We start from the raw sequence: 25,109 nt of genomic DNA on the forward strand, positions 1-25,109 counted from the left end.
GAATCTAACGGTCCGTCAGAAACTGCGGAAAGGGGTCGGGCGTGGGGAACTTCCTGGCAGGCAAGGTCGTCGCCGTCACCGGGGCGGGCCGGGGCATCGGACGGGCCGTGGCACTCGCCGCGGCCGCCGAGGGGGCCAAGGTCGTCGTCAACGACTACGGCGTGGGCATCGAGGGCGGCGAGCCCACCAGCGAGGTCGCCGCGTCCGTGGTCAAGGAGATCGAGACCTCGGGCGGCGAGGCCGTCGCCGTCGCCGACGACATCTCCACCATGGCGGGCGGCCAGCGCATCGTCGACACCGCCCTCGCGCGGTACGGGCGCGTCGACGGGGTGGTCTGCGTCGCCGGCATCCTGCGCGAGCGGATGCTGTTCAACATGTCCGAGGAGGAGTGGGACCCCGTGGTCGCCACCCACCTCAAGGGCACCTTCACCGTCTTCCGCGCCGCCTCCGCCGTCATGCGCCGGCAGGGCTCCGGCACGCTCATCGGTTTCACCAGCGGCAACCACCAGGGCTCGGTGGCCCAGGCCAACTACAGCGCCGCCAAGGGCGGGATCATCTCCCTGGTCCGCTCGGCCGCCCTGGGCCTGGCCAAGTACGGGGTCACCGCCAACGCCGTCGCGCCCGTCGCCCGGACCCGGATGTCCGCCAACGTACCCATGGAGCTCAAGGAGATCGGCGAACCCGAGGACGTCGCGGCGCTCGTGACGTACCTGCTCAGCGACCGGGCGAAGGCGGAGGCGATCACCGGGCAGGTGTACACCATCGCGGGCCCGAAGATCGCCGTGTGGGCGCAGCCGCGCGAACTGCGCGCCGGGTACGCGGAAGGCTCCTGGACCCCCGAGAAGATCGCCGACTTCCTGCCCGGGACGGTGGGCACCGATCCGATGCCGATGCTCGCGCAGCTGGAGGCCATGGCCAAGGCGGCGGCCGCCAAGGACCGCCCCAACGCGTGAGGGGGACCCATGGACTTCGGCTTCGGGCCCGAGGACGAGGAACTGCGCCGCCGCGCCCGGTCGTGGCTGCGGGAGCACCTCGTGGGCCCGTACGCGAACGCCCGCGGACTCGGCGGCCCCGGCAGCGAGCACGAGGGGGTCGAGGCGCGCCGCGCCTGGGAGCGCGAGCTGGGCCGGGGCGGCTGGATCGGCCAGGGCTGGGAGGTGCCCGACGGGGCCTACGGGCAGCGCCGGCTCTCGTTGACCGGACAGGTGGTGTGGGCGGAGGAGTACGCGGCGCTGCGCGCCCCCGGACGGGTCGGCCACATCGGGGAGAACCTCCTCGCACCCACCCTCGTCGCCCACGGCACCCCGCAGCAACGGGACCGCTACCTGCCCGGGATCGCCCGCGGCGAGGAACTGTGGTGCCAGGGGTACAGCGAGCCGGGCGCCGGCTCCGACCTGGCCGGAGTCCGTACGGCGGCCGTCCGGGACCCGGCCGACGGGCGCTACCGGATCACCGGACAGAAGATCTGGACCTCCCTCGCCCGGGAGGCCGACTGGTGCTTCGTTCTGGCCCGCACCGAACCGGGCTCCCGCCGCCACCGGGGCCTGACCTTCCTGCTGGTGCCGATGGACCAGCCGGGCCGGATCGAGGTCCGGCCCGTCCGCCAGCTGACCGGGACCAGCGAGTTCAACGAGGTGTTCTTCGACGGGGCGGTGGCCGCCGAGCCGGTCGGCGGCGAAGGCGACGGCTGGAGCGTGGCCATGGGCCTGCTCGCCCTGGAGCGGGGCGTCTCCACCCTCGTGCAGCAGATCGGCTTCGCGGCCGAACTGGAACGGGTCCTGGCCGCCCACGCCGCCTCGGGGGCGGACGACCCCGTCCTGCGGGAGCGGCTGGTGCGCCAGTGGGCCGAGCTGCGCACCATGCGCTGGAACGCCCTGCGCACCCTGGGCGGCTGCGGCGACCCGGGCGCGCCGAGCGTCGCGAAGCTCCTGTGGGGCGGCTGGCACCGGCGGCTCGGCGAGCTGGCGGTGGCGGTACGGGGCGCGGCGGCCACCGCCGGACCGGCGGACTGGGGCCGGGAGGACCCGTACGAACACGGGCTCGACGAGGGGCAGCGACTCTTCCTGTTCAGCCGGGCCGACACCATCTACGGCGGCTCGGACGAGATCCAGCGGAACATCATCGCCGAGCGCGTGCTCGGCCTGCCCAGAGAGACGCGGTGACGACATGCGAGGCGTCGTGTTCGACGGCAAGCAGGCCCAGGTGGTCGACGATCTGGAACTCCGCGACCCGGGCCCGGGGGAGGTGCTGGTCGCGATCAGGGCGGCCGGACTGTGCCACAGCGACCTCTCGGTGATCGACGGGACCATCCCGTTCCCGCCGCCGGTGGTACTGGGGCACGAGGGGGCGGGGGTGGTCGAGGCCGTCGGACCCGGCGTCACGCACGTGACGGCCGGGGACCACGTCTCGCTGTCCACCCTGGCCAACTGCGGGGCGTGCGCGGACTGCGACCGGGGCCGGCCGACCATGTGCCGCAAGGCCATCGGCATGCCCGGACAGCCCTTCTCGCGCGGTGGGAAGCCGTTGTTCCAGTTCGCTTCCAACTCGGCTTTCGCGGAGCGCACGATCGTCAGGGCCGTGCAGGCCGTGAAGATCCCGGAGGACATCCCGGCGACCTCGGCCGCGCTGATCGGCTGCGGGGTCCTGACCGGGGTGGGGGCAGTGCTGAACCGGGCGCGGGTGGGCCACGGCGAGACGGTGGTGGTGATCGGCGCCGGCGGCATCGGGCTGAACGTGCTCCAGGGCGCCCGGATCGCCGGGGCCGGGACCATCGTCGCGGTGGACGCCAACCCGGCGAAGGAGGCGGTGGCCCGGCAGTTCGGGGCCACCCACTTCATCGACGCGTCGGCCGCCGGGGATTCCTCGGCGGCGGTCCGCGAGATCCTGCCGACCGGCGCGGACCACGCCTTCGAGTGCGTGGGCCACGTACGGCTCATCCGGCAGGCCGTCGACCTCCTCGACCGGCACGGGCAGGCGGTCCTGCTGGGCGTGCCCGGCTTCAAGGAGGAGGCCTCCTTCCAGGTGTCGTCCCTGTACCTGGACAAGACGATCATGGGCTGCCGGTACGGGTCCTCCCGGCCGCAGCGCGACATCGCGCTGTACGCCGAGCTGTACCGGCAGGGGAAGCTGCTGCTGGACGAGCTGGTGACGGAGGTCTACCCGGTGGAGGACTTCGCGAAGGCGGCGGACGACGCCCGCCACGGCCGCGTCGCGCGGGGGGTGCTCACCTTCTGAGGCTCGTCGGGCCGCTGGCACGGGCGCCCGTCGCCGACCGGCACCGCACGCCACGAAAGGCGGGGGCCCGGTAGGGTGCGCCGGATGAACAGTTCTTCTCATCACCCGGCCGGCTTCCGTCTGATCGTCACGGGGGGAGGAACCGGGGGGCACACCTATCCCGCGTTGACCGCGATCCGTGCGCTCCAGCACCGGCTGGCGGCGGAGGGCAGGGCGGTCGAGGTGCTCTGGATCGGCACGGCGGAAGGCCTGGAGGCCCGGGTGGCACCGGCCGAGGGCATCGCCTTCAAGACCGTGGCCACGGGCAAGATCCGCCGCTCCAGCAATCCGCTGAAGATGGTGAGCCCGGCGAACGTGAAGGACATGGCGCGCGTGCCGCTCGGCGTGGCCCAGGCCCGGAAGATCATCGCCGACTTCCGGCCCGACGTGGTGCTCGCGACGGGCGGATACGTCGCCGTCCCGGCCGGCCTGGCCGCCCGCATGTGCCGCCGCCCGCTGGTCCTGCACGAGCAGACCGTGCGGCTGGGCCTGGCCAACCGGAAGCTCGCCGGTTCGGCGACGCGGATCGCCGTGTCGTCGGAGTCGTCGCTGCCGCTGCTGCCGGAGTCGGTGCGCGGGATCGCCGTCGTCACCGGCAACCCGATCCGCCCCGAGGTGCTGACCGGGCACCCGGACAAGGCGGTGGAGGCGCTGGCCCTGCACGGCTTCGACCGGCGCCTGCCGACCGTGTACGTCACCGGCGGCGCCCAGGGCTCCCAACAGATCAACGACGTCGTACGGGACGCACTGCCGTGGCTGCTGGAGCGGGCGAACGTGCTCCACCAGTGCGGGCCGGCCAACGTCGACGGCCTGCGGCAGCGCGCGGCGGCACTTCCGCCGCACCTGTCGGGCCGGTACTACCTCGCCGGGTTCGTCGGCCCGGAACTCCCCGACGTGCTGGCGCTGGCCGACGTCGTGGTCTCCCGAAGCGGCGCCGGGACGCTCGCCGAGCTGACGGCGCTGGGCAAGCCCGCGGTGTTCGTCCCGCTCGCTTCCTCGGCCGGGAACGAGCAGGCGCACAACGCCCGCCACCTGGAGGAGGCCGGCGCCGCCGTCGCCCTGCTCGGTGACGTCACCCCCGACCGGCTCAAGGACGCGGTCGGCCCGCTCCTCACCGACCCCGCGCGGCGGGAGTCGATGGCGGCACGGGCCCGGGCGCACGGACGGCCGGACGCGGCGCACAGGCTGGTGGACGTGCTCCTGTCCGCCGCATCCGGCTGACCGGTCGGGGCCGGGCGGGCAGCTGCGGCCCGTGGGGCGCGAGCCGGCCGGCTCACGGGGCGAAGCGGCCGAACCTGCCCCGGTGGAAGAGGAGGGGGTCGCCCTCGCCGGATGCGCCGAGGGCCTCGACGCGGCCCACGACGATGAGGTGGTCGCCGCCCGTGTGGACGGCGTGGATCCGGCAGTCGATCCAGGCGGGCACGGCGTCCAGCTGCGGTGAGCCGGTCGCCGGGGACGGCCGGTGGGCGACGCCGGCGAACTTGTCGGTGCCGCTGACCGCGAACGACCGGCACAGCGCCCCTTGTTCGGCGCCCAGGACGTTGACGCAGAACACCCCCGCCCGGGCGATCCGGGGCCAGGTGGTCGACGTACGGGCCACCATGAAGGTGACCAGGGGCGGCTCCAGGGACAGGGAGGCGAAGGACTGGCAGGCGAAACCGGCCGGTCCGGCCGAGCCGTCGGTGGCCGGGGCGGTGATGACGGTGACCCCGCTGGCGAAGTTGCCGAGGACGGCCCGGAACTCGGCGGCGCCGACCGGCGCCCGCTCGTCCTCCCGGACCGCCCGCAGGTCGGGGCGCGGCAGTGGATCCGGCTCCGCCGCGGCGGAGGTGGGGGAGCCGGCCGACCTGAGGTATCGGACGACGGTGGCCGCCATCCCTGCGTGTCCCATCACGATTCGATTGAAGCTGACGGTTCGTCAGATGGGAAGGGGCGGGAAGGGGTGGAGCAGCCCGGCCGTGGAGTGGCGCCGCGCCGCTCTACCCCGGTCGGGTGAACCCCGGCCCGCCGGAGACCCGTACGCCGGACAGCCGCGCGCGGGCTCGGCATGGTGGCGGGGACCGGCGTGCCGCCGTACGCCGCACCACCGCAGACACCCGGGAGACCCCATGCTCGGCACCGATTTCCGTACCGGCTCGCCCAACTGGCTCGACCTCGGCACCCCCGACACCGACGCGGCCGTCGCCTTCTACCGGGGCGTCTTCGGCTGGGACTTCGCCTCCGCCGGACCCGAGGCCGGCGGGTACGGCTTCTTCCAGCAGGACGGCAAGACCGTCGCCGGGATCGGACCGCTCACCGAGGAGGGCGCGAAGTCGGCCTGGACGGTGCACTTCATGAGCCCGGACCTACAGGCCACCGTCCGGGCCGTGAGGGACGGCGGCGGCACCGTCCGGGTGGAGCCGATGGACGTCATGGGGGAGGGGTGGCTCGCCCAGTTCACCGACCCGCAGGGCGCCCAGTTCGCCTCGTGGCAGCCCGGCAAGACCGCCGGCCTGGAGGTGGCCTCGGCCGAGAATTCGCTGGTCTGGGTGGAGCTGCACGCGCCGGACCCGGTCGCGGCCATCTCCTTCTACAACGGGGTGTTCGGGTGGCGCAGCGAGGAGATGCAGGCGCCGGGGATGACGTACCGGGTGCTGAGCACCAAGGAAGGCGGCGACCAGCGCGAGGCGTCCTTCGGCGGGGTGGCGCCGCTGGGTGACGGCGCGGGCGGCGGCGGCCTCGGGCCGAGCTGGGTGCCCTACTTCCACGTCGCGGACGTGGACGCCACCGTGGGCGCCGCGCAGGGCAACGGAGGCTCGGTGCTCATGCCGGCGGCGGACGTGCCGGACGTGGGCCGGATCGGCTGGGTGGCGGACCCGTTCGGGGCCACCTTCGCACTGCTGAAGCCCAGCCCCCGGATGTAGGCCCCGGGCCCGGCCCCCCGGCGTACTCAGCGGCCGAGGTACTTGGGGGTGCGGCGCTCGACGAAGCCGGCCACGCCCTCGTTGGCGTCGGCGGTGGTCATGTTGATCTCCTGGGCGGCGGCCTCGGCGGCCAGGGCTGCCGCCCGGTCCCCGTCGAGGGAGGCGTTGACCAACTGCTTCGTCAGGGCCAGGGCCCGGGTCGGGCCCTGGGCCAGGCGCTCCGCCCAGGCGCGGGCGGTCGCCTCCAGTGCCTCGGCCGCGACCACCGTGTTGACCAGCCCGAGGCGTTCCGCCTCGGCGGCGGGGACGGCGTCGCCGAAGAACATCAGCTCCTTGGCCTTCTGCGGCCCCAGCAGCCGGGGCAGCAGGTACGCGCCGCCGCCGTCCGGGACCAGGCCCCGGCGCACGAACACCTCGATGAAACGGGCCGGTTCGGCCGCGATGACCAGGTCGCAGGCGAATGCGAGATGGGCGCCGATCCCGGCCGCGGTGCCGTTGACGGCGGCGATGACCGGCTTCTCGCAGTCGAGCACCGCGGTGATCAGCCGCTGGGCGCCGAGCCTGATCATCCGCGCCACGTCCCCCGCGACCCGGTCACCGGCGGCCGGGCCGCCGCGCAGGTCGGCGCCCGCGCAGAACCCCTTCCCGGTGGCGGTGAGGACGACGGCCCGTACCCCGGGATCGCCGGACGCCTGCGCGAGCAGCGCGATGACCCGTTCCCGCTGCTCCCGGGTGACCGCGTTCATGGCCTCGGGCCGGTTGAGCGTGATCCACGAGACGCCGTTGTCGACGCGGTGCAGCACCTCGTCCTCGGGGGCGCGGTTCATGGCTGGACTCCGTTCGTGTCAGGGGCGTCCCGGCCGCCCGGGAGCCGGGGCGCGGGGGCCCGGATCGTGGCTCGGAGCGGCGGCGGCAGGCGTCATCGGCAGACGGCCAGGGCGTCCAGGGCCACCGCGCCCTGCCCGCGGGGGAGCACCATCAGGGGGTTGATGTCCAGCTCGGCGAGGGTGTCCCCCAGTTCCAGCGCCATCCGCTGGGCCCGCAGGACGACCTCCACCAGCGCGTCCACGTCCGCCGGGGGTGCGCCCCGTACGCCCTCCAGCAGCGCGTGCCCGCGCAGTTCGGCCAGCATCGTCCGGGCCTGGTCCTCCCCGAACGGCGGTACCCGCACCGCCGCGTCGCGCAGGACCTCCACCAGCACCCCGCCGAGGCCCACCGTCACCGTCGGGCCGAAGAGGTCGTCCTGGGTGACGCCGACGACCATCTCCACGCCCCGCTCGACCATCTGGCAGACGAGGATGCCGTCCAGCGGGATGCCCTCGTAGCGGGCGATGTCCGTCAGCTCCCGGTAGGCGTCGCGGATCTGGCTCGCCGAGGTCAGGCCGATCTTGACCAGGCCCAGCTCCGTCTTGTGCCCCAGCTGGGGCCCCGAGGCCTTCATGACCACCGGGTACCCGACCAGCCCCGCCGCCCGCACCGCCGCGGCCGCGCTGGTCACCAGCTGCTCGCGCGGGACCCGGATCCCGTACGCCCGCAGCAGCTGCTTCGCCGCGTGCTCGCTGAGCTGCCGGCCGGGGCGCATCAGGGCCTGTGCCTTGCGGTAGGAGGGGGACGGCGTGCGCGGGGCCTCCTCGAAGGGCGATCGGTAGGACGCGGTGAAGCGGTGGTGGCCCAGGTAGGCCCGGACGGCGCTGATGCAGTTGCCGAAGGTGCGGAAGGTGGCCACGCGGGAGGAGCCGAGCAGCGTGGTGCGGTAGGCCTCCTCCGTGCCGACCGGGGAGCCCCAGATCACGCAGATCAGCTTGTCCGTCCGCTCGGCGGCGTCCACCAGGTCCTGCGCCAGCTTGTCGCTCATGGGCGGGAAGGGCCCGGTGATCGGACAGATCAGGACGCCCACGGACGGGTCGGCGAGGATCGCCTCGATGATCTTGGGGCCGCGCCAGTCGCCGACGGGGTGGCCGCCGTTGTCGACGGGGTTCGCGACGCTCAGGTACTCCGGGATCCACTGGTGCAGCTCGTCCTGCTTGGCCTGCGAGAGGGTGGGAAGGGTGAGCCCCGCCTCCGTGGCCAGGTCGGAGAAGTGGGCTCCGGTGCCACCGGAGATGGAGTACACGACCACCCCGTCGGCCCGGGGCCGGCGCGCGCGGGCCAGCAGGGCGGCGGTGTCCTGGAGCTCGTCCAGTCCGTCGACCCGGATCACCCCGAACTGCCGCATGGCCGCGTCCACCACCGCGTCGGCGCCCGTCAGCTTCCCGGTGTGGGAGGCCGCCATCCGGGCGCCGGTCTCGGTACGGCCGACCTTGACGGCGACGACGGGCACCCCGGCCCGCGCGGCCCGGTCGGCGGCGAGCAGGAAGGCGCGGCCGTCCTTGAGGCCCTCCACGTAGCAGGCGATCGCCCCGACCTCGGGCCGCTCGGCGAAGTAGGAGATGAAGTCCGCGGTCTCCAGGTCGGCCTCGTTGCCCGTGGGGGCCCAGTGCGAGAGCCGGATGCCGAGTTCCTGGAGGGCGTAGACGGGCCGGCCCTGGTGGCCGGACTGGGTGATCAGCGCGATGGCCGGGCCGTCGAGGTCCGCGCGGAACGCCTCGAAGGCGTTGAGGTTGGTGTTCGGGCCGAGCAGGCGCAGGCCCGACCGGCGGACGGCGGCGGAGAGCCGGGCCTGGGCGGCGGCTCCCGCGTCACCGGTCTCGGCGAACCCGGAGGCGAAGGCCACTGCGAACTTGACCTTGGCCTCGGCCAGTTCCTCGATCACCGGGAGCGGGTCGGCCACGAGCAGGACCGCCAGGTCCACCTGTTCGGGCAGCTCGGCCACGGAGGCGTGGCAGGGCAGTCCGAAGACGGTGGCGCGGGTCGGGTGCACCGGGTGCAGCCGGGCGCCGACGCGCTCCGCCCAGGCGATGAGCTGGCGGGTGATGCCGGTGTTGGGTCTGCCCTCGGCGTCGGAGGCGCCGATGACGGCCACGGCCCCGGGCCGGAAGAACCGGTCCAGGTCGGGCACGTCGGAGCGCAGCGGCCGGCCGCTGACGTCGAGTGCGGCCGCGTCCTCGGCGGTGGGGGCCGCCGTGGAGTGGACGGCCGTCCGGGGGGTCTCGCCGCAGGCCTCGACCCGTGCGCGGAAGTCGGTGGTGAGGGTGCCGTGAGTAGATCCAAGCATCGTTCCGCCCGCTCCTGCTCGATGAACTCCATGAGTCTCGCTAGCTGACGCATAGTCAGATTACTGAACTGACACGCCGTCAGGAACAGGGCTGCGCAGGAAAGATGGTGGAGGTGGTGTGTGGAACGGTCCCAGAACCCCGGGCGGGGGGTCCAGGACGGTTTCAGCCGACCCTGCGCCGGCGTCGGCGGCGTTCGGCCGGCCTGCGGCGGGCCACGACCTTCGCGATCTTCTCCGCGTCCAGGGCCATTTCGCGGAACATCCCGCTGACGGGGTTGGTGAATCCGGTGAAGTAGAGGTCCGGCGCCCCGGCGGGGTTGCCGGCGCCGTGCGCGAGGGGGCGGCCGCGCCCGTCGAGTACGCCGAGGTGGCCGACCAGGCCCTCCAGCGCCCGCCGGTAGCCGGTGGCCGCGATCACCACGTCCGGGGTGATCCGGCTGCCGTCCGCCAGCTCCACCCCGGCCCCGTCGAAGGCGGTGACGGCGGCGACCGGCTCGACCGCGCCGCGGCGGACCGCGTCGATCAGCCCGACGTCCTGGACGGGGATGGCGCCCTCGTGGACCCTGCTGTACAGGCCGGTGGTGGGGCGGGGGAGCCCGTACGCCGACAGGTCCGGGACGGTCGCCCTGGCGACGAGTGCGCCGAGCCGGTCCACGAGCCGTACCGGCAGCCGGCGCACCAGGATGCCGGTGCGCTGCGCGGGCCAGCCGGCGCTGGAGCGGCGCACGATGTGCGGGGCGGTGCGCACGGCGAGCCGCACCCGCGCCGCGCCGCCCTCGGCGAGGTCGACGGCTATCTCCGCGCCGGTGTTGCCGACGCCGACCACGAGCACGTCCCGGCCGGCGTACGGGGCGGGGTGGCGGTACTCGGCGGCGTGCAGCAGCCGCCCCCGGTAGCCGGCCCGGCCGGGCCAGTCGGGCAGCGCCGGGGTGTGGTTGAACCCGGTGGCCACGACGACGGCCCCGGCCGCCAGCTCGCGGCCGCCGCTGGCGTGCAGGGTCCAGCCGGCCCCGTCGGCGGCGCGCTCGATCCGGGTCACCTCCACGCCGGTGACCAGTTCCAGCTCGTGGAACTCGGCGTACTTCTCCAGGTACCGCACGACGTTCTCCCGCGCGACCCAGCGCCCGAAGCGGCGCGGCAGGGGCAGGCCCGGCAGGCCGGAGAGGCGCCGCGTGGTGTGCAGGCGGAGCCGGTCGTAGTGGGCGCGCCAGGAGGCGCCGACGGCGTCGGACTTCTCGACCACCACGGCGCGGACCCCGCGGGCGCGCAGCGCGGCGGCGGCGGCGAGGCCGCCGGGGCCGGCGCCGATCACGTACACGGGGCGCGGCTGGGTGGTCAGGTCGGGGGCTGTGGGGACTCCGGGCATGAGGTGTGAGCGTATCGACACAGAGGGTTGATGGGTCTCGGACGAGGAGGGAATCGATTGCGGATCGGTCACGGACCGGCTGCGGGGGCCTTGCGGGACGGGCCCCGATCGGGTCAACTGACGTACCGTCAGATCAGGGACGATGGGAGCTGCCGATGCAGACCGTCTGGCTCAGTGGGGCCGAATGGACAGCCGTGCTCCGGACAGGCCTCGGCCTGTGGTGGCTGGAGAGCTGGCGGCACAAGGACAAGAAGGGCTGGTTCGAACGCGGCACCGGCATCGCGTGGGCCGCCGACGTGGTGGGCAAGCACCGCTGGGCCTTCGTGCGGGGCGGCTTCGACCGGGTCGTCCGGCCCCGCCCCAAGCTCATGGCGTACGTGGTGGTGTACGCGGAACTCGCCCTCGGCCTCGGCCTGGTCCTCGGACTGCTGACGCCGGTCGCGCTCATCGGCGGACTGCTGCTGAACCTGCTGTACCTGGTGCTGATGATCCACGACTGGGCCGAGCAGGGGCAGAACGCGATGATGGCGCTCGTCTCGGCCGTCGCGCTCTTCGCCATGGGCTGGCAGGTCTGGTCCCTCGACGCGGCGATGGGACTGTTCCTGTGAGCGGGTCGAGCGGGTCGACGGCGCGGTACGACCTGCCCGAGGCGGACGATTTCACCCGCCCCTACTGGGAGGCCGCCGCGCGGGGCCGGCTGCTGCTGCGGCGCTGCGCGGAGTGCGGCCGGGCGCACCACTACCCGAGGGAGTTATGTCCGTTCTGCTGGGCCGGGGAGGAGCGGGTGCGGTGGGAGGACGCCGACGGGTCGGCCGTCCTGTACACGTGGTCGGTGATCCACCGCAACGACCTGCCGCCCTTCGGGGAGCGGGTGCCGTACGTGGCGGCGGTGGTGGACCTGGCGGAGGGGCCGCGCATGATGACGGAACTCGTGGACTGCGAGGCGGCGGACCTGAGGGTCGGAATGCCGCTGAGGGTCGCGTTCCGCGAGAGCGGCCCGGGTACGGCCGTCCCGGTGTTCCGTCCTGAACGGTAAACCGGCTCGCGCACCGGGGAGTTGGCGTAGCCGGTGGCAGTGCGCGCCGTATGTCACAGACCCGCACCGGTCGGGCGGAACGGCTGCGTCCCCGGGCGGGGCCCGGCGATCCTGGGACGGCGGCAGAAAGGTCCGTACCACCTCACCCCTCGGAGCAGCCGGTGTCCTCGCAGGAGATCCCCCTCACGATCACCCCCGAGCAGGCCGCTTACGGCGTGATCCTGCCGGTGTCGCTTCCCGGCGGGGACGCGCGACTGCGGATCCCGGCCGGGTGCCGGGACGGCGAGCTCGTACGGGCCCGCGTGGGCGACGGCGAGGTGCTGCTGCGGATCCGGGTGGCGGGGGCGGCGGCGGGGCAACCGACCGTTGCGTCCGCGGCCGTGCCCGGGCCGGCGCAACCGCAGCAGCCCAAGTCTTCGTCCGGCGTGGGCGGTTGCCTGGCGGTGGTCGGTGTCGTCGCGGCAGTGATCATCGGTGCGGTCGTGGTGAACAGCGGCGACGACGACAAGCACACCGCGTCTTCGTCCTCGTCCTCGTCCTCTTCGTCGCCGACTCCGACGTACAGCTCCTATTCGCCGGCGCCGCTGCCGACCGGGACCTCGTACACCTCCGGCACGAGCGGCGGTGCGGGTTCCGTCCCGTACCCCTCCTCCGCCCCCACCACGGCGGATCCGAGCCCCTTCGACACGGGTACCTGCCTCAACGGGCAGCTGCCGGACTCGACGACCGCGCAGAGCGTCGAGAACGTGGAGGAGGTCTCCTGCTCGGCGTCGGACGCGCACTACAAGGTGATCCAGCGCTTCGGGTTCACCTCGGACCTGCACCGCTGCGACGACACGCCGCGCACGGAGTACGCGTTCTCGTACCGCTACACCCTCAACGGGGCGCCGATCAACGAGTACGTGTACTGCCTGGTCGGCCTCGGCTCGTACTCGCACGGCTGAGGCGCGGGCCGGGCGGCGCCGGCCCTCACGGCCACAGCAGGGTGCGCGTCCAGGCCCCGGCGGGGTCGCGCCGGTAGTGGAGGCGGACGTGGCGGCGGGCCGCGTCGCCCTGGAAGAACTCGACCTCCACGGGCGCCAGCACGTACCGCGTCCACGTCGGCGCCGCGGCCTCGGGGTCGGCGCCGGCCCGGGCCCAGGCCGCGGCCGAGGCCTCGGCGAGCTCGGTCAGGGAGCCCAGCACCTCGCTCTGGCGGCCGGTCAGGGCCGCGGCCAGCGCCCCGCGCGAGCGCACGGCCAGGTCCTCGCGGCTCTCCCGTGCGCCGCAGGCGGTGACGTGTCCGCGGATGCGGACCTGCCGGGCGACGGCGGGCCAGTAGAAGCCGAGCGCCGCCTCGGGCCGACCGGCCAGTTGGCGGCCCTTGGCGCTGGTGGCGTGCGAGGCGAAGTGCCAGCCCTGCGCGTCGGCGTCGTGCAGCATCAGCGTGCGTACGTCGGGGCGCCCTTCGTCGTCGACGGTCGCGAGGCTCATCGTGTGCGGCTCGGGCTGCCCGGCGCGGGCGGCGTGGACGAACCACTCGCGGAACAGCGGCAAGGGCGCGGGCGGCGCCGCCTGGGGGGCGAAGGAGGGGAGCGGGGCGTCCCAGACGCGCAGGGAGTGCAGGGTGCGGTGGAAGTCGTCGCCGCCGGTCTCGCTGGTCATGGACCCATGGAACACCATCCCGGCCCGGGCGACTCCAGCCCCCTGGGTGATTGAGGCGAGGGTTCCGGGGGCCGGTCCCGGGCAGCGGCGCCGCAGTTGTCCACTGCGCGGAGCCGTCCCCTCCCCGCCCTTCCCCCGTTCCCCGGGCCCCGCCCGGACGGGTCCGGGGCTGGTCCCCGGCAGCGGCGGCGCGCCCGGGCTCCGCCCGTGGCCGCACCTCACGGGCCGGCGGACCAGGGATCGGTGGAAAGCGCCTCCGGCACGGGGCCGGCGTTCGTATGATGTGCCCTCGTCAAACGGCTAGGTGTGGGGGTACCGATGGACGACACGGGCGCCAGACGCGGGGGACGTACCGGGGCGGTGCTGCGGCGGGCGTTGACGACGCTGCTGCTGGCAGGGGTGGCCGTAGCCTGCGGGCCCGATACCGGGAGCGCCCCGGCCCGGTCACTGGCGCCGGCCACACCGTCGGCGGTCGCCTCCGCACCGCCCTCGGCCACGCCGCTGCCCGGCCCCTCGGCCACGGCTTCGGCTTCGGCCTCGGCCCCGGCGACCGTCGCCGTAGCGACACCCTCCGCCGAACCGACGACGCGGCCCGCGGCGAAGCCCACGACCCAGGACCCGGCCCCGGAGCCGACTCGCGAGGCGACGCCCGCCGCGGAGACCTCCTGCGAGATCGTCTCCGACGCGGGCAACTGCTACAAGGCGGGCCAGTTCTGCCGCAAGGCCGACGTCGGCCGTGAGACGCACGGCGCGAACGGCCGCCTCATCCATTGCCGACCGGACGGCAGTCGGTCCCGCTGGAACTACTGAGCCGCCGGACACCCCCTACCGCCCCAGCAGTACCGTCCCCGAGGAGCAGAACCAGCCGCCCGTGCCCGAGGCCAGTGCCACCTCGGGCAGCCGGCCGTCCCGCTTCGTGACCTGGCGGCCCGGGCCGGCCTCGCCGCGGAGCTGGCGGACCGCCTCCACCAGCAGGAACAGCCCCCGCATTCCCGGGTGGCAGGCCGAGAGGCCGCCGCCGTCGGTGTTGACCGGCAGCTCGCCGTCCCGCAGCAGGCGGCCCTTCTCCACGAAGGCCCCGCCGTCGCCCTTCGCGCAGAAGCCGAGGTCCTCCAGGGTCACCAGCGTCATGTACGTGAAGGCGTCGTAGATCTCCGCCAGGTCCACGTCCGCCGGGGTCAGCCCCGCCCGCTCGAAGGCGAGCCGGCCCGAGACCGCGGCCGGGGAGACGGTGAAGTCCTGCCACTCCGACATGGTGGTGTGGGAGACGGAGGTGCCCGAGCCCAGGATCCACACGGGCGCCTTCGCGGTGTCCGGTACGAAGTCCTCCGCCGCGAGCAGCACGGCGCAGCCGCCGTCCGAGCGGATGCAGCAGTGCAGCTTCGTGAAGGGGTCCGCGATCATCTCGGCGGACAGCACGTCGTCCACCGTGATCGGGTCGCGGTACATCGCGTCCGGGTTGGTCGCGGCGTTCGCCCGGGCCTGGACGGCGACCGCGGCGAGCTGCTCCGCCGTGGTGCCGTACTCGTGCATGTGGCGGCGCGCGGCCATCGCGTACTTCGCGACGAGGGTGTGGCCGTACGGGACCTCGAACTGGAGCGGGCCCCGCGCCCCGAAGGACAGGTTCGAGGTGCGCCGCCGGGCCTTGATGTCGGCGCGGGCGGTGGAGCCGTAGACCAGCAGCACGGCGTTGGCGTGGCCGGCGGCGATGGCGTCGGCGGCGTGGGCCGCCATGACCTCCCAGGTGGAGCCGCCGACGGAGGTGGAGTCGACCCAGGTGGGGCGCAGACCCAGGTACTCCGCCACCTCGACGGGGGCCAGGGTGCCGAGCCCGGCCGAGGCCAGGCCGTCGATGACGGAGCGGTCCAGGCCCGAGTCGGCGAGCGCCCGGCGGGCGGCTTGGGCGTGCAGGGCGTAGGGGGTGGGTCCGTCCACCCGGCCGCAGTCCGAGAGCGCGACGCCGACGACCGCGACCCTGCGGCGGGGTGAGGAGGCGGCGGAGGGGGGTCCGGCGGAGAGGGGTCCAGGCATGGGGCGACGGTATATCTGACATACCGTCAGGCGCTAGGCCGCGTTCCGCCGCGCCGACTTCGACGGTGACAGGCCCTGGGCATCCGCGGCCGGCCGCCCTAACATGACGCCCCGTCAGATGTGCCCAGCCACCGCTGGGAGGTGCCCCCGGGAGGAGCCCGACGATGGATGCCGCCTTCACCGCGGAGCAGGACGAGATGCGCCGCACCCTGCGCGAGGTCCTGGGCAAACGCTGCGGCCCGGATGAGGTCAAGGCCGCCGTCCGGACCGCCGCCGGATACGACCGCGAGCTGTGGCAGCAGCTCTCCCGGCAGCTCGGCCTGCCGGGCATCGCCCTCGCCGAGGAGTACGGCGGGGTCGGCTGCACGCCCGCCGACCTGGCCCTGGCCTGCGAGGAGACCGGGCGCGTACTGCTGCCCTCCCCGCTGCTGGCCACCGCCGGGCTCGTCGCACCGCTGATCGGCGCCCTCGGGACGCCCGTCCAGCGCTCGGCGCTGCTGCCCCCGCTCGCCGCCGGGACCCTGACCGCCGCACTCGCCGTACCCGGGCCGGCCCTGGCCACCGCCCTCGCGCTGACCGGCGCCAACACCCCCGGCGACTGGTCCGGGGGCGGCCGTGCCGGCGGGGTGCAGGCCCGTGGCGGCCCGGACGGCGGCTGGCGGCTGTACGGGGAGGCCGCCCAGGTGCTGGACGGGCACGGCGCCGGGCTGCTCCTGGTCGCCGCGCACACCGGCGGCTTCGCCCGCAGCCGCACCCTGCTGTTCCTCGTACGGCAGGATGCGCCCGGCCTGGTCCGGACCCGGCAGGCCACCCTCGACGAGACCCGGCCGCAGGGCCGTATCCAGCTGCGCGACGTGGAAGCCGAACTCCTGGGCGGCGGCGACGGCGACGTGCCCGGGGCGCTCGCGGCGACCGGCCGCACCGTCGCCACCGTCCTCGCCGCCGAGGCGGTCGGCGCGGCCGGCCAGGCCTTGGCCCGCACGGTGGAGTACGTGACCCAGCGCGAGCAGTTCGGCCGCGCGGTCGGCTCCTTCCAGGCGGTCAAGCACCGGCTCGCGGACCTCTACGTCCAGGTCCAGGCGGCCCGCTCCGCCGCGTACTACGCCGCCTGGGACCCCGACCAGGGCGGCCTCGCCCTCGCCCAGGCGCTGGAGGCGCTGCGGCTGACGGCCGGGGAGGCCATCCAGCTGCACGGCGGCATCGGCTTCACCTGGGAGCACGACGCGCACCTCTACTTCAAGCGGGCCGCGGCCGACGAGCTGCTCTTCGGCCCGGCCCACCGGTTGCGGGCGCACGCCGCGCAGCGCGCCGGGCTCTTCCCGGCGATCCGAGAGGGGATGGCCGTCTGATGGCAGCCGTCGGTGTCCGCCTGATGCAGAAGGTCTCCTCGACCCTGCTGTTCGCCAAGATCGCACCGCACGTCATCCCCGCCATGGACAAGGCGGTGCACAAGCTCACCCGGGGCAAGGTCATCCTCAGCGCGCAGATGCTCCCCGGGGTGATCCTCACCGCCAAGGGCGCCAGAACGGGTGAGCCGCGCACCACGCCGCTCGCCTGCATGCCGCTGGACGACGGCGCGAGCTGGCTGCTGATCGGCTCCAACTTCGGCCGCCCCGGCCACCCGGCCTGGACCGCCAACCTGCTCAAACACCCCGACGCGCAGGTGAGTTGGCACGGCAAGGACATCGCCGTCCGGGCCCGGCTGCTCCAGGGCGAGGAGCGCGCGGCGGCCTGGCGGGAGGCCTTGGCGTTCTGGCCGCCGTACGCGACGTACCAGGCGCGCATCGAGCGTGAGATCCGGCTGTTCCGCCTGGAGCGCCGCTGATCGCGGTGCGGCAGGCCACGCGGCGGACCTGGACCCCCGGGTGGGGTCCGGGATCCGCCGTTACCTGGTCGGCTTCTTGCCGGTGATGCCCAGGTGGACGAGGAGCGCCAGGTTCGGCTTGAGTTCGGCCTGCTTGACGCCCCAGGTCTGGAACCCCTTCTGGTGCGAGGCGACCGCGGCCAGCATCGCGACCAGCGAACCGGCCATCGCGGCCGGGCTGACGTCCTTGTCGACCTTGCCCTTGGTCTGGAGGTCCTTCATCGACTCCGTGAGGGAGTTGGTGACGGAGTTCAGGATCTTCATGCGGATCTTGTAGAACCGCTTGTCTCCCTCGGCCGCGCCGAGGTCGACCACCCGCAGGATCGCGTCGTTGCGGCGCCAGAAGTCCAGGAAGCCCTCGACCAGTTCCTCGGCCGCGGCCCAGCCCGCCTTGCCGACCCAGTTGCGGCCCTCGACGAGCGCGGTCAACTGGGCGCCCTCCGTGGCCATTTCCTCGGCGATCTCCAGGACGGCACCTTCGACGTCCGGGAAGTACTGGTAGAAGGTCGCGGGGGAGGTACCGGCCTTGCGCGCGACGTCGATCACCTTGACGTCGCGGTACGGCGAGGAGCTGAGCATCTCGCCGAGGCAGTCGAGCAGCTTCTGCCGCGTCGCCTGGCCGCGCCGGCCGGCGACACGCCCGTCGACGGTGCGTACTTGTCCTGTCATGCCGTCAGCTTACCGAGGGGTGATCGGCGCGCTATTCGGCCGCCTGCAAATGGGGTCAACCGGCCGCCGACCTGGGCCACAGCGCCCGCAGCCCCGGCCACCCGATGCATTTCGGCCGTTCTCGGCGCTCGTTCCGGCCCGCCGCCCGCGCCGCCACCGCCGCCGTCGCGGGCCGTCACCGCCCCCACCCGTATCGGGTCGTAATCCCCCGAATAGTCTTGTCAACAGGCTGTGGACAAGTTTTCGGACCCATCATGGCTGGGAGGCGCAGGGCGGACGAAGGGGGGCATACCCCCGCACGACGGAAGGAACCGGGCCCATGACGGCATTCGCGGAAGGCTCCCCCTGCTGGGTCGACGCCTCGCTCCCGGACGTCGAGGCGGGAAAGCGCTTCTACGGTGAGCTCTTCGGGTGGACCTTCGGCGACAGCGCGGGCGCCGAGTACGGGCACTACACCCAGGCCTACAGCCGCGGCCGCAACGTCGCCGCCCTCGCCCCCAAACCCGACGGGCGCATGCCGACCGTCTGGGGGATCTACCTCTACACCGTCGACGCGTACGCGTGCGCCGCCCGCATCCGCGCCGCCGGCGGCCAGCTGGTGATGGACCCGCAGCCCGTGGGCCCCTACGGCACGGCCGCGATGGCCGCCGACCCCGGCGGCGCGGTCTTCGGTCTCTGGCAGCCCGGCACCCACCACGGCTTCGAAGCGCAGGGCGAGCCGTACACGTACCGCTGGTCGGAGGTCTACACCCGGGCCCGGGACGCCGTCGACGTGTTCTACGCCAAGGTCTTCGGCTACGTCCCCGAGGACCAGGACGACCCCGCCTCCGGCATCGAGTACCGCGTCTGGTCCCCGCCCGGCAGCGCCCCCGGCTCCGCCACCGCCGTCATGGGGCGCAGCGTCATCACCGACGCGTTCCCGGAAATCATGCCGTCGCACTTCCTCGCCTACTTCGCCGTCCCCGACTGCGACCAGACCGTGGCCACCGCACGGCGCCTCGGCGGCCGGGTCACCGCCGATCCCGTGGACACCCCGTACGGCCGCATCGCCGTCGTCGCCGACAATCAGGGGGCGGTGTTCGGGGTGCTCTCGGAGCCCCGGACCAAAGCCGGCGGCGAAACCCGGCCCTGACCCGGGGCCGGACCAGGCGCGGGCCTGACAGAATCGGGCGTGCGCGCCGGTGGACGCGCGCTGCGGGCGGGCCCGGCGTGGGCCGGACGGCCCGTACGGGGAGGTGTGGAGGCGAGTGGTGGAGCAGCTGACGCAGCACGACCCGAGACGGATCGGCCCCTTCGAGGTGCTGGGACGGCTCGGCGCCGGCGGCATGGGGCTGGTCTACCTCGCGCGGTCGGCATCCGGACGGCGCGTCGCGATCAAGACGGTGCGCACCGAACTCGCCGAGGACCAGCTGTTCCGTGTGCGCTTCACCCGCGAGGTGGAGGCGGCGCGCGCCGTCTCCGGCTTCTACACCGCGGCCGTGGTCGACGCCGACCCGCGGGCCGCGGTGCCGTGGCTGGCGACCGCGTACGTGCCCGCGCCCTCGCTGGAGGAGATCGTCAACGAGTGCGGGCCCATGCCCGTGCAGGCCGTGCGGTGGCTCGCGGCCGGCATCGCCGAAGCCCTCCAGTCCATCCACGGCGCCGGCCTCGTCCACCGCGACCTGAAGCCGTCCAACGTGCTCGTCGTGGAGGACGGCCCGCGCGTCATCGACTTCGGCATCGCGAGCGGGGTCTCCAACACCCGCCTGACCATGACGAACGTCGCCGTCGGCACCCCCGCCTACATGTCGCCCGAGCAGGCGAAGGACTCGCGCAGCGTCAAGGGTGCCAGCGACGTCTTCTCGCTCGGCTCGACGCTCGTCTTCGCCGCCACCGGACACCCGCCCTACCACGGGGCCAACCCGGTCGAGACGGTGTTCATGCTGCTGCGCGAGGGCCCGAACCTGGAGGGGCTCCCCGACGAGCTGCGGCCCCTCATCGACTCCTGCATGCAGACGGACGCCACCCGCCGCCCCACCCCGGCCGACCTCCAGGCGCAGCTGGCCCCGCACCTCTTCGACGGCGGCGACGACAGCGGCACCGCTTCGGCCTGGCTGCCCGGCCAGGCCGTCGCCATGATCGAGGCCCGGCGCGCGGGACTGCGTACCGCGGTGGTCCCCGCTCCCGCCCGCAAGCCGCGCGGCGTCCAGGGTCCGCCGTCGGGCCCCGCCACGCACCGGCCGCGCCGCGAGGGCGCCGAGTCCTGGGTGGACCCGCGCACCGGCCAGGCCGCCCCGCCGCTCCCGCCCCACCCGCCGGGCGGCTCCCCGGTGCCCTCGGGCGAGCCCGTGCGGATCGGCGCCTCGCCGGTGCCGATCGGGCCCGGGCCGCGCGCGACGGCCGCCGCGCCCGCCGCCGCCGGGGCCGACCTGGCGACGGGCTGGATCCGCCCGCCGGGCGGCGCGTCCGCCGAGGCCGTCCCCGCCGTGCCGCACCAGTCGTCGGCGGCGTCCGCCGCGGGCCCGACCGGCCCCTCGCCCGACAGCGGCCGCTGGCGGCCCTGGCGCTTCCGCATGTCCAACGAGGTCTGGGGCACCCCCACCGTCGCGGGCGACCTGCTCTACGTCACCTCCTTCGAGGTGCACGCCCTGGACGTCGGCAGCGGCCGCCGCCAGTTCAAGACGCGGGACGTCGCCTGGTCCATGGCCGTCGCGGACGGCCGCATCCACGCCTCCGACGGCCCCTCCCTGTACGCCCTCGACGCCTCCGACGGCTCCGAGCGGTGGCGGCTGGCCACCGAGGCGTGGGTGTACGCGCTGCGCGCCGAGCGGGGCACCGTCATCACCGCCACGCGCGGCGGCGGCGTCCAGGGCTGGGAGGCCGCCAACGGCCAGAAGCTGTGGGAGCTCAGCGGCGCGCAGTCCGACTTCGAGACCCCGGAGGCGGCGCCCGTCCTGCACGACGGCACCGTGTACGTGTGGCAGGACGCCCGGCTGCGCGCCCTGGACGCCCGCTCCGGCCTGGAGGCCTGGTCGTACCCGGTCGGCGACGCGGCGTCCTGCGGGAACGTCCCGGTACGGGTCACCCCGGCGCCGGACGGCAACGTCTACGTCGCGGCCGGCACCCGCGTCCTGTCCGTCGACCGGGCCTCGGGGCGGGTGCGCTGGCACTTCGAGGCCCCGGCGGTCTTCCTGGCGCCCCCGGCCTACGCCCCGGGCGCGGCGGTGACGGGCGGCGGCGTGTACCTCGTCGACTACCTGGGCACCGTCTACGCCCTGGACGCGGTGACCGGCAAGGACCGCTGGCGCATCGCGACGGAGTCGCGGCCCTCGCCGGACCCGGTCCTGGTGGCGGCCGGCAACGTCCACCTGGGCGCGGGCAGCGCCCTGTACACGCTCGACGCGGTCACCGGCACCCCGAAGTGGCGGTTCGCGGCGGGCGGGGAGATCACCGGCTCGCCGGCCGTCGCGGACGGCCGCGTGCACTTCGGCTCGGCGGACCACTGTCTGTACACCCTGGACGCGGCGGGCGGCCAGCTGCGCTGGAAGCTGGCCACGGGCGGCGAGATCACCGGCGCCCCGGTGGCCGAGTCGGGCGTGGTCTACGCGTGCAGCAAGGACCGCTGCGTGTACGCGCTGGATGCGGCGAAGGGGACGGGCACCCGGACGGGCGGATGAGCGCGGCCGGGCCCCTGGGTCGCGCGCCGCACCGGGAGTGACAGGATGGACCCCATGAGCAACGTCTACTTCGACATCAACATCAACGGCGAGTCCGCGGGCCGCGTCGTCTTCAACCTCTTCGACGACGTCGTCCCGAAGACGGCCCAGAACTTCCGCGAGCTGGCCACCGGGCAGCACGGCTTCGGCTACGCCGGTTCGCCCTTCCACCGCGTCATCCCCGAGTTCATGCTCCAGGGCGGTGACTTCACCAACCAGAACGGCACCGGCGGGAAGAGCATCTACGGCGAGAAGTTCGCCGACGAGAACTTCCAGCTGAAGCACGACCGGCCGTTCCTGCTGTCCATGGCGAACGCCGGCAAGAACACCAACGGCTCGCAGTTCTTCATCACCACGATCGCCACCCCGTGGCTCGACGGCAAGCACGTCGTCTTCGGCGAGGTCGTCGAGGGCTCGGACCTGGTCAAGAAGATCGAGTCCCTGGGCTCCCAGTCCGGCCGCACCTCGGCCAAGATCGAGATCGCGGCCTCGGGCGTCGTCGACGCCGCCTGACCCCTCCCGCTCCGGCCGGCCGGCCCCGCCCCCTCCGGGGGACCGGGGCCGCCGCCATGTCCGGGCCCGGCCGGAGTGCGCCAGACCGGTGAACCGGACACCGTGCGGCGGGGCTTGAGGCCGTGGCACGATGCCCCGGCAGGCCGGGCCCGCCGGGTCCCGGCGCCTGTGACCGAGGGGAGCCGACATGGGCGTACCGAAGCCGCTGACGCACGAGGAGATCGCCGAAGGCCTGGCGGAGCTGCCCGGGTGGGAGCAGGACGGCGACGTGATCACCCGGACCTACGAGATCCCGTACCACGCGGCGGTCGCGGCGATCGTGACGATCGCCGACCGGTCCCGGCGCGTGCGCCACCACGCGGACCTCGACCTGCGCATCGACCACCTGCGCGCGTCGATCACCACGCCCGGCACCGGCAACCGGCTGACCGCGGCGGACTTCGACCTGGCCCGCCGCATCGACGCGATCGTGGCCGCGCACCGGGCACTGCCCCTCGACTGAACGCCGCGCGCGGTCACCGGGCGGCGAAGGCTGCGGCGTTCTCGCGGGCCCACGGGCCGGCGCAGACCCGCCGGGCCAGGACCCGGCCGGCCCCCAGGTCACGCGGCCGGCGTGAGGTTGCGGGCCATGCGGGCGAGGACGCTGACGGCGGTGGTGTATTCGTGGGGGGAGATGCCCTGCTTCGCGAGCGCCCGGAAGGCGTCGACGCGTACGGCAGCCTCGGCGCGACAGGTGCGTCCGGCGTCGGTGAGGGCCAGGGTGCCGGGGGCCGGGCGGGTGAGCCGGTCCGTGGCGAGGAGGGCCTCGACCGCCGCCGTCAGGGCCGGCGCCGCCGCGTTGGCGGCGAGGAGGTCCCGTACCGCGCGATCGGTCGCGGGATCCTCTCCGACCGCGTTGAGGACCTGCCAGGTCAGGCGGGTGAGGCCGGCATCGGTCAGGATGGCGTCCATATGGGCGGTGAGGGCCTGGTCGGTGCGTGCCAGCCAGTAGCCGATGGGCCTGTCCGTGTCCTGCATGGCGGGTCTCCGTTCCGGGTGGTCACCGGGGGGCGAAGGCTGCGGCGTTCTCGCGGGCCCACTGGGCGAAGGTGCGCGGCGGGGCGGCGAGGAGGGAGGCCGTGGTGTCGGCGATCGGCACCGGCGTGACCGTGGCGCGGGCCCACAGGCCGAGGAGTGAGCCGGCCATCTCGGAGGGCATGTGGCGGGCCAACTGCTGCTCGGCCTCCTCGCGGGTGATCTCCGCTACGGCAACGGGTCGCCCGATGGCGCCGGCGATGATCGCGAGCTGCTCCCGGAAGGTCAGCGACTCGCCTCCGGTGAGGGTGAGCGCGCGGCCCGCCAGGCCGTCACCGGTCAGCGCGCCGACGGCGATGTCGGCGATGTCGGCGGGGTGGACCGGCGCGGTGCGCGCCTGCGGGTAGGCGAGCGGGACCGGTACGCCCAGGGCGATGAAGCGGGCCCAGCCGAGGGCGTTGGAGGCGAAGGCGTCGGGACGCAGCAGGGTCACGGTGAAGGGGGCGCCGGCGAGGGCCCGTTCGACCCGGAGGCTGTGCGAGGCCAGCGGGTCGTCCTCCGCGCCGGGTTCCAGGACGGAGGCGGACGACAGCAGTACGACGTGCTCGACGCCCGCGGCCGCGGCGGCCTCGGCGAACGCGGGGATACCGGCCGGCTCGGGGTAGAGGAACACCCGGCGGACGCCGGCCAGCGCGGCGGCGAAGGTCCCGGGCCGGTCCAGGACCAGCTCGGCGCTCTCCACGCCGGGCGGCACGGTGAGCTCGGCGGGCCGGGCGCTGGCGGCGCGGACGGAGTGGCCGGCGGAGTGCAGGAGACCGGTGACGGCCCGGGCGACGGCGCCGCGGGCGCCGGTGACGAGAGTGGTCATGAGAAGCCTTGTCTGTGAGAGTAAACATATGCATGCTTGCACGCACACGTTTTCGCGTCAACACATGCCTGCGCGGTTTCACGGAGGTATCCTCGGGCCATGGCGAACCCCGAGACGATGACGGCCGACGAACTGCTGGACGCCGTCGGGCCGGCGTTCTCCAAGCTGCGCCGCACCTCACTGCTGGAGGTCGAGAACCCGATCTCGGCGAAGGACCTGAGCCGCACCATCGTCCTGAACCACGTACTGGAAGCCACCGGGCAGCCGGACCGGGAGATCACCGTCGGGGGAGTGGCCGAACTGCTCGGCGTGGACCCCTCGGTCGCCAGCCGCATGGTCAGCGACAACATCAAGGCCGGCTACCTCGTGCGCGGCGCCTCCCAGCACGACGGCCGCCGCACGGTGCTCCACCTCAGCGAGGCCGGCCACGAACTGATGGCCCGCTTCCGCCGCCACCAGCGCTCGGCGTACGAGTACATCACCGCCGACTGGTCCGAGGACGAGCGCCTCGACTTCGCCCGCCTGATGCTCAAGTACGCCGGCGCCCTGGCGGAGCTCCGCCACCGCGCCCCGGCCGCGGACGGCTGACGGGCCGGCTCAGACCCGCCGGGCCAGGACCCGGCCCGGCCAGGTGCCGGACCGGAAGCGGTCGGTGGGGGTGAAGCCGTTGCGCTCGTAGTAGGCGACCAGCGCGCCATCGCCGCCCGCCCAGCAGTCGACCCGCAGCAGCCCGGCTCCGGCCCGCCAGGTCTCCTCGGCGGCGCGCTCCAGCAGCGCCGCCCCGATCCCCAGGCCCGCGTACCGCCGGTCGCCGACCAGCAGGCGGACGTACCGCTCGGGTTCCCCGGCCGGCGCGATGGGCAGCTGCGGGCTCGGTCCCGAATCCAGTACCAGGGCTCCGGCGGGTACGCCGTCCCACTCCGCGACGAAGGGGAGGTTCTCGGTCGTGTACCGCTCGACCCGATCGGCCCCGCCGGGCCGCCGCGAATAGGGGACCGTGCCCCACTGCTCGGTGTTGCCGCGGGCGTTCATCCAGGCCACCGCGGAGTCGAGCATGTCCAGTACCGCCGGCGCGTCGG

26 protein-coding genes are annotated in these 25,109 nt (G+C 74.3%); 16 read left to right on the forward strand and 10 right to left on the reverse strand.

Annotated elements, in window-relative coordinates; all coding sequences use genetic code 11:
- Positions 1-41: 41 nt before the first annotated feature.
- From ACWGH1_RS11350 to ACWGH1_RS11365, 4 genes are all read left to right on the forward strand, one after another.
- Complete coding sequence (locus tag ACWGH1_RS11350) at positions 42-953, forward strand: SDR family oxidoreductase (protein ID WP_453354721.1); 912 nt, start codon at positions 42-44, stop codon at positions 951-953.
- A gap of 9 nt (positions 954-962) precedes the next feature.
- Positions 963-2,162 carry an acyl-CoA dehydrogenase family protein gene (locus ACWGH1_RS11355; protein WP_453354720.1) on the forward strand — a complete coding sequence of 400 codons (1,200 nt, stop codon included), beginning with the start codon at positions 963-965 and terminating at the stop codon, positions 2,160-2,162.
- Between the two features lie 4 nt (positions 2,163-2,166).
- Positions 2,167-3,234: a Zn-dependent alcohol dehydrogenase gene (locus ACWGH1_RS11360; RefSeq protein ID WP_453354719.1), complete on the forward strand. Its 1,068-nt coding sequence runs from the start codon at positions 2,167-2,169 to the stop codon at positions 3,232-3,234.
- Positions 3,235-3,318: 84 nt separating this feature from the next.
- Entirely contained in the window at positions 3,319-4,494 is a 1,176-nt protein-coding gene (locus tag ACWGH1_RS11365) for a UDP-N-acetylglucosamine--N-acetylmuramyl-(pentapeptide) pyrophosphoryl-undecaprenol N-acetylglucosamine transferase (RefSeq protein WP_453354718.1), read from the forward strand.
- A 52-nt stretch (positions 4,495-4,546) separates the two neighbouring features.
- Here the strand turns inward: ACWGH1_RS11365 and ACWGH1_RS11370 are convergent, their stop codons facing one another.
- Positions 4,547-5,149, reverse strand: a complete 603-nt coding sequence (locus ACWGH1_RS11370) for a flavin reductase family protein (RefSeq protein ID WP_453354724.1) — start codon at positions 5,147-5,149, stop codon at positions 4,547-4,549.
- Positions 5,150-5,381: 232 nt separating this feature from the next.
- Between ACWGH1_RS11370 and ACWGH1_RS11375 the strand changes: the two genes are divergently transcribed.
- Positions 5,382-6,176, forward strand: a complete 795-nt coding sequence (locus tag ACWGH1_RS11375; protein WP_453354717.1) for a VOC family protein — start codon at positions 5,382-5,384, stop codon at positions 6,174-6,176.
- 26 nt (positions 6,177-6,202) lie between these two features.
- Here the strand turns inward: ACWGH1_RS11375 and ACWGH1_RS11380 are convergent, their stop codons facing one another.
- From ACWGH1_RS11380 to ACWGH1_RS11390, 3 genes are all read right to left on the reverse strand, one after another.
- Positions 6,203-7,003 carry an enoyl-CoA hydratase/isomerase family protein gene (locus ACWGH1_RS11380; protein ID WP_453408636.1) on the reverse strand — a complete coding sequence of 267 codons (801 nt, stop codon included), beginning with the start codon at positions 7,001-7,003 and terminating at the stop codon, positions 6,203-6,205.
- 92 nt (positions 7,004-7,095) lie between these two features.
- A complete protein-coding gene (locus ACWGH1_RS11385) occupies positions 7,096-9,330 on the reverse strand; it encodes an acetate--CoA ligase family protein (RefSeq protein WP_453351962.1) in 2,235 nt (744 codons plus the stop codon).
- Positions 9,331-9,493: 163 nt separating this feature from the next.
- Complete coding sequence (locus ACWGH1_RS11390) at positions 9,494-10,696, reverse strand: flavin-containing monooxygenase (RefSeq protein WP_453351963.1); 1,203 nt, start codon at positions 10,694-10,696, stop codon at positions 9,494-9,496.
- 155 nt (positions 10,697-10,851) lie between these two features.
- Here ACWGH1_RS11390 and ACWGH1_RS11395 point away from each other — a divergent pair, with 155 nt between their 5' ends.
- From ACWGH1_RS11395 to ACWGH1_RS11405, 3 genes are all read left to right on the forward strand, one after another.
- Positions 10,852-11,304, forward strand: coding sequence for a DoxX family membrane protein (locus ACWGH1_RS11395; RefSeq protein WP_453351964.1), 453 nt, complete (start codon positions 10,852-10,854; stop codon positions 11,302-11,304).
- Positions 11,301-11,732, forward strand: coding sequence for a Zn-ribbon domain-containing OB-fold protein (locus tag ACWGH1_RS11400; RefSeq protein ID WP_453351965.1), 432 nt, complete (start codon positions 11,301-11,303; stop codon positions 11,730-11,732). Before ACWGH1_RS11395 ends, ACWGH1_RS11400 begins: the two co-directional genes overlap by 4 nt.
- A 161-nt stretch (positions 11,733-11,893) precedes the next feature.
- Positions 11,894-12,676: an LppU/SCO3897 family protein gene (locus ACWGH1_RS11405; RefSeq protein WP_453351966.1), complete on the forward strand. Its 783-nt coding sequence runs from the start codon at positions 11,894-11,896 to the stop codon at positions 12,674-12,676.
- A gap of 25 nt (positions 12,677-12,701) precedes the next feature.
- Here ACWGH1_RS11405 and ACWGH1_RS11410 read toward each other — a convergent pair whose 3' ends face one another.
- Entirely contained in the window at positions 12,702-13,376 is a 675-nt protein-coding gene (locus tag ACWGH1_RS11410) for a pyridoxine/pyridoxamine 5'-phosphate oxidase (protein WP_453351967.1), read from the reverse strand.
- Positions 13,377-13,694: 318 nt separating this feature from the next.
- Here ACWGH1_RS11410 and ACWGH1_RS11415 point away from each other — a divergent pair, with 318 nt between their 5' ends.
- The gene (locus tag ACWGH1_RS11415; protein WP_453351968.1) at positions 13,695-14,186 is read left to right on the forward strand and encodes a hypothetical protein; all 492 of its coding nucleotides are present in this window, start codon (positions 13,695-13,697) and stop codon (positions 14,184-14,186) included.
- Positions 14,187-14,201: 15 nt separating this feature from the next.
- On the opposite strand, the gene ACWGH1_RS11420 is transcribed toward ACWGH1_RS11415, so the two are convergent.
- A complete protein-coding gene (locus ACWGH1_RS11420; protein ID WP_453351969.1) occupies positions 14,202-15,407 on the reverse strand; it encodes a thiolase C-terminal domain-containing protein in 1,206 nt (401 codons plus the stop codon).
- A gap of 164 nt (positions 15,408-15,571) precedes the next feature.
- On the opposite strand from ACWGH1_RS11420, the gene ACWGH1_RS11425 reads away from it, so the two are divergent.
- Together ACWGH1_RS11425 and ACWGH1_RS11430 are read left to right on the forward strand one after the other, a co-directional pair.
- Positions 15,572-16,756: an acyl-CoA dehydrogenase family protein gene (locus ACWGH1_RS11425; RefSeq protein ID WP_453351970.1), complete on the forward strand. Its 1,185-nt coding sequence runs from the start codon at positions 15,572-15,574 to the stop codon at positions 16,754-16,756.
- A complete protein-coding gene (locus ACWGH1_RS11430; protein WP_453351971.1) occupies positions 16,756-17,232 on the forward strand; it encodes a nitroreductase family deazaflavin-dependent oxidoreductase in 477 nt (158 codons plus the stop codon). The genes ACWGH1_RS11425 and ACWGH1_RS11430 overlap by 1 nt, the downstream gene beginning before the upstream one ends.
- Positions 17,233-17,292: 60 nt before the next feature.
- Here the strand turns inward: ACWGH1_RS11430 and ACWGH1_RS11435 are convergent, their stop codons facing one another.
- Entirely contained in the window at positions 17,293-17,940 is a 648-nt protein-coding gene (locus ACWGH1_RS11435; RefSeq protein WP_453351972.1) for a TetR family transcriptional regulator, read from the reverse strand.
- A 319-nt stretch (positions 17,941-18,259) separates the two neighbouring features.
- On the opposite strand from ACWGH1_RS11435, the gene ACWGH1_RS11440 reads away from it, so the two are divergent.
- The 4 genes from ACWGH1_RS11440 (at position 18,260) to ACWGH1_RS11455 (ending at position 22,650) form a co-directional block, all read left to right on the forward strand.
- Positions 18,260-19,072: a VOC family protein gene (locus tag ACWGH1_RS11440; protein WP_453351973.1), complete on the forward strand. Its 813-nt coding sequence runs from the start codon at positions 18,260-18,262 to the stop codon at positions 19,070-19,072.
- A 115-nt stretch (positions 19,073-19,187) separates the two neighbouring features.
- The gene (locus ACWGH1_RS11445) at positions 19,188-21,596 is read left to right on the forward strand and encodes an outer membrane protein assembly factor BamB family protein (protein WP_453351974.1); all 2,409 of its coding nucleotides are present in this window, start codon (positions 19,188-19,190) and stop codon (positions 21,594-21,596) included.
- 54 nt (positions 21,597-21,650) lie between these two features.
- Positions 21,651-22,148 (forward strand): peptidylprolyl isomerase, encoded by a 498-nt coding sequence (locus ACWGH1_RS11450; RefSeq protein ID WP_453351975.1) that lies wholly within the window; start codon positions 21,651-21,653, stop codon positions 22,146-22,148.
- Between the two features lie 187 nt (positions 22,149-22,335).
- The gene (locus tag ACWGH1_RS11455) at positions 22,336-22,650 is read left to right on the forward strand and encodes a 4a-hydroxytetrahydrobiopterin dehydratase (protein ID WP_453351976.1); all 315 of its coding nucleotides are present in this window, start codon (positions 22,336-22,338) and stop codon (positions 22,648-22,650) included.
- A gap of 98 nt (positions 22,651-22,748) precedes the next feature.
- On the opposite strand, the gene ACWGH1_RS11460 is transcribed toward ACWGH1_RS11455, so the two are convergent.
- Positions 22,749-23,165, reverse strand: coding sequence for a MarR family winged helix-turn-helix transcriptional regulator (locus tag ACWGH1_RS11460; protein WP_453351977.1), 417 nt, complete (start codon positions 23,163-23,165; stop codon positions 22,749-22,751).
- Between the two features lie 22 nt (positions 23,166-23,187).
- Positions 23,188-24,030 (reverse strand): SDR family oxidoreductase, encoded by an 843-nt coding sequence (locus ACWGH1_RS11465; RefSeq protein ID WP_453351978.1) that lies wholly within the window; start codon positions 24,028-24,030, stop codon positions 23,188-23,190.
- 99 nt (positions 24,031-24,129) lie between these two features.
- Here ACWGH1_RS11465 and ACWGH1_RS11470 point away from each other — a divergent pair, with 99 nt between their 5' ends.
- Positions 24,130-24,618, forward strand: coding sequence for a MarR family winged helix-turn-helix transcriptional regulator (locus ACWGH1_RS11470; protein ID WP_453351979.1), 489 nt, complete (start codon positions 24,130-24,132; stop codon positions 24,616-24,618).
- Positions 24,619-24,627: 9 nt separating this feature from the next.
- On the opposite strand, the gene ACWGH1_RS11475 is transcribed toward ACWGH1_RS11470, so the two are convergent.
- Complete coding sequence (locus ACWGH1_RS11475) at positions 24,628-25,086, reverse strand: GNAT family N-acetyltransferase (protein ID WP_453351986.1); 459 nt, start codon at positions 25,084-25,086, stop codon at positions 24,628-24,630.
- Positions 25,087-25,109: the final 23 nt, after the last annotated feature.

Source organism: Streptomyces sp. NPDC054883 (assembly GCF_053610645.1).